Origin of the sequence: Frankia sp. AgKG'84/4 (assembly GCF_023242965.2) — a bacterium.
Classification (GTDB): Bacteria; Actinomycetota; Actinomycetes; order Frankiales; family Frankiaceae; genus Frankia.
Genome location: NZ_JALKFU020000517.1, coordinates 1 through 3,916 on the forward strand (window position 1 = coordinate 1; position 3,916 = coordinate 3,916).

Below are 3,916 nucleotides of genomic sequence, written 5' to 3' on the forward strand. Positions count from 1 at the left end.
GCTCTCGCCGCGCCGCGCGGGCGCGCAGTCGGGGCTGGCGGTGCTGTGCACCGGCGGGATCAACGCGAGCGTCACCGCCGACGTGCTGGTGTGCCCGGCGATCCTGCTGCTGTTCGCCGGTGGCAGCCGCCGCGTCTGGGCGCTGCGCGCGTGGTGGTTCGTCGCGGTCGTGCTCGCGACGGCCTGGTGGGCGATCGGGCTGCTCGCGCTCGGCCGGTACGGGCTGAACTTCCTGCCGTTCACCGAGTCCGCCGACCTCACCACGTCCACGGTGTCGATCGCCGAGACGCTGCGCACCGCGACCGACTGGATGGCGTACCTGCGGGTGCCGAATGTCTGGCTGCCGGCCGCCGCAGCCTACGTCGGCGCGCGTTTCGTGATCGCCGGGTCGTACGCCCTCGCGGCGATCTCGCTGTGGGGGCTGGCCCGGCGCGACCTGCCGGCCCGGCGCTTTCTGCTGATCACCTTCGGGGTCGGGACGGTGGCGGTCGCCGCGGCCTATCCGGGCGCGCTGGGCAGCCCGGTCTCCGCCGACCTGCGGGTGCTGCTCGACGGCCAACTGAGCCCGATCCGTAACGTGTTCAAGTTCCAGGCGGTGACCCACCTGCCGATGGCGCTCGGACTCGTCCACGCCCTCGGGATCGCCGCGGACCGGCTCGCCGCCCGCTCGACCGCGCGGGGGCCCGCGACCACCCGGGCCGGGCGCGCACGTCGGCCCGTCGCCGGGGCCGCGCTCGTGCTGACCGTGGCCTCGCTGGTGGCCAGCATGCTTCCGCTGTTCGAGGGCAAGTCGCTGCAGCCCGGTTCGTTCGGTGCCGTCCCCGGCTACTGGACGCAGGCGGCGAACTGGCTGTCGGCGAACCCGCGGGGCGGGCGCACCCTGCTGCTGCCCGGGGCGTCGTTCGCCGAGTACGACTGGGGTCGCCCGCTGGACGAGCCGGTGAAGTGGCTGTCGTCGACCCCGTGGGGCGAGCGCAGCCTGATCCCGCTCGGCGGCGTCGGCATGACCCGCTGGCTCGACGGTGTCGAGAACGCCCTCTACGACGACGGCGCCGGTCTTGGCGCCGCGCTGACCCGCGCCGGGGTCGGCCAGGTGCTGGTGCGCAACGACCTCGCCGACGACAACTGGGACGTCCCACCGTCCACCGACGAGATCCACCGCGCGTTGCTGGCGGGCGGTCTGCGGCAGGCGGCGACGTTCGGGCCGCTGGTCGACGCCCGCGCCGGCGACCGGGAACGGATCCTGCCCGCGGCCACCCGGCGCGACACCGGCCGGGCGCCCGCGCTCGAGGTGTGGACGGTTCCCGGTGGCGCCCGCACGGTCGACACCTACCCCGTCGCGACCGCCATGGTCGTTTCCGGCGGTCCCGAGGCGACCGTCCAGCTCGCCGAGCACGGCCTGCTCGCCCCGGACCGCGCCGCGGTGCTCGCCATGGACCTCGGCGACCAGCGCACCGTGGACGCCCAGGACGTCGACCCCGCCACCCGCGGCACGGTCGTCGCGCCCGCCGACGTGGTGCCGGCCGCCGACATCGTCACGCCCACGACCAGCCTCGCGGTCACCGACACGTTCGACCGGCGGGACGTCACCTTCGGCCTCGTCCACAACACCTCGTCCTACCTGCTCGGCCCGACCGAACGGGCCGCCGGCACGACCGAGCCGACCAAGGAGTGGACCGACCGGCCGCCCGCCGGGCACCAGACGGTCGGCGGCTACCTGGACGGGAAGTCGGTCACCGCGTCGTCGTACGGATATCTGCTGCGGGCCGCGCCCGAGGCGGGACCGGCCGGCGCCGTCGACGGCCTGCCGTACACCTGGTGGTCCGCCCGGCCGGACCCGGTCCTCGGAACGGAGGGTGCCTGGCTGCGCCTCGACGTCGGCGCCCCGGTGACCGTGCCGTACCTGGAGGTGCAGGTCCTGGCGGACTCGCCGCGACGCCCGGTACCCACCGTACTCAGGGTGACTACCGCGAACGGTTCCATCGACACACCGGTGACCCCGACAGGGGGCCCGCAGCGACTCACGGCGCCCAACGGGGCGAGCTCGTGGTTCACCGTCACCCTCCTCGGTGTCACGGGCGGTGACGCCCACACGCTCGGCGCGGGAATCCGCGAACTCGCCGTACCCGGCCAGTCGTTTCAGCACTACGCTCAGGTTCCGAGCGACGCGACCGCGATGTTCGCAGTTCAGGCGAGTGGCCCGGTGATGTACGCGTTCGACCGTGCCCGGGCGGATCCGACCCAGCCGTTCAACGCCTCGGAGGAGCTGACGATCACCCGCCGTTTCGAGACGGCCCGCCCGGAGCGGTTCACCGTCGCGGGCACCGTCGTCGCCGTGCCGCCGCCGGTGGGAACGCCCGCGCCCGCGAACCCCGCGGCCCCGGCGGTGCTCGACTGCGGCCGCGGCCCGGGGGTCGCCATCGACGGCACCGTCTACCCGGCCCGCGTCGAGGGAACCGCCGGCGACCTCGCCACCGCCGCGCCGATGCGGCTGACGGTGTGCACGCCGGACGGCACGGTGCCGCTCGCGGCCGGCCAGCATCTACTCAGCGTTCTCCCGGGCGCCCCCGCCCTGCTCGTCGACACACTCTCGCTGATCAGCCCCACTCCCGCGGTCATCCCGCCGGCCGCGGGGCAGCCGACGCCGGCCCGCCCGGCGACGATCGGGCAGTGGACGCCCGAGCGGCGCACGGTCACCCTCGGCGCGGGCCAGCGGACGTTCCTCGCGGTACACGAGAACGCGAACCGGTCCTGGACCGCGAGCCTCGATGGCACCCCGCTGACGCCGGTGCGCCTCGACGGCTGGCAGCAGGGCTGGATCGTGCCGGCCGGCGCCGCCGGCACCGTCGTGATCGAGAACGGTCCGGGCCGGTCCTACCGCTTCGGGTTGCTCGTGGGCCTCAGCCTGGTGCTGCTCCTGGTGGTGATCGCGCTGGTGCCCGCTCGGCTGCGGCTGCGCCCCTCGTCGGACCCGGACGGCTATCCCCGGTTCCTGGACCCGCGCCGCGTGCGGCTGGTGCGGGCCGCGTCCACGCTGCCCGGTCCGTGGGTCGCGGCGGTCGCCGCCGCTCTCGCCGTGTGGCTGGTGGCGGGCCCCGCGGCACTCGCTCTGATACCGCTCGCCGTCGCCGCCCGGCGCCGGCCCGCGGTGCTGCCATGGCTCGCGGCGTGCGGCATGACCGTCGCAGGCGCCATCATGGTGCTCAACCCGAACCTCGCGCCGCGAACGGGCCAGGGTGCGTTCAGCGGTTGGGCCCAGGCGGCCGGTGCACTTGCCTTCGCGGCGACGGTCGCGGCGCTCTGCGCCGCCCGTGCCCGTCCGTCGGCGATCCTGGGGGGCGGCCAGCAGGGATCCGCCGCATCGCAGGCCGGCAGCCACCGGCCACGGGAGGACGAGCAGTGACCGGCACACGACCGCTGACCCAACCCGAGCAGCTCCTCCTGGCCTCCAACCGGGCCGACGTGCCGATCATCATCGCGTTGCTCGGCCGGACCGACGGGCACGTCGACGCGCACCAGCTCGCCAAGGCCACCGTGGGCGTCTTCGCCCGTCACCGGGCCACCCGGTCCGAGCTGCGGGACCTCTCCGGCGCCGGCGGCTGGCGGATCATGGCCACCTCGCGCCCCGCGCCCGTGGCCGAGCTGGCCGTCGCCTCCCCGGACGACGCCTGGCGTGCCCTGCGGGAGGAGATGCTCGCCGGTATCGACCTGACCCGCGCGCCGCTGGTCCGGATGCTGCTGTTCCACCACCCGGACGGTGACTGGCTGGGCGTCATCGGGCACCACCTGGCGATCGACGGGCGCGGCCTGTTCGGTGTGCTGACCGAGACGATGGCGGCCTACCAGCCACCGGCCGGATCCCGGGCGCCGGGCGGAGCCGAGGCGGGCGCGGGCGTCCGCGTGCCCGCGCCCAGAC

Annotated in this window: 1 protein-coding gene and 1 pseudogene; both read left to right on the forward strand. The window is 75.3% G+C overall.

Annotated features, from left to right (window positions below):
- The coding region (locus tag MXD58_RS22365) for an alpha-(1->3)-arabinofuranosyltransferase domain-containing protein (RefSeq protein WP_250609864.1) at positions 1-3,403 on the forward strand (3,403 nt) is incomplete at its 5' end.
- Positions 3,400-3,916, forward strand: a pseudogene (locus MXD58_RS22370) (hypothetical protein); the annotation flags it as partial. The gene MXD58_RS22365 and the pseudogene MXD58_RS22370, both read left to right, overlap by 4 nt.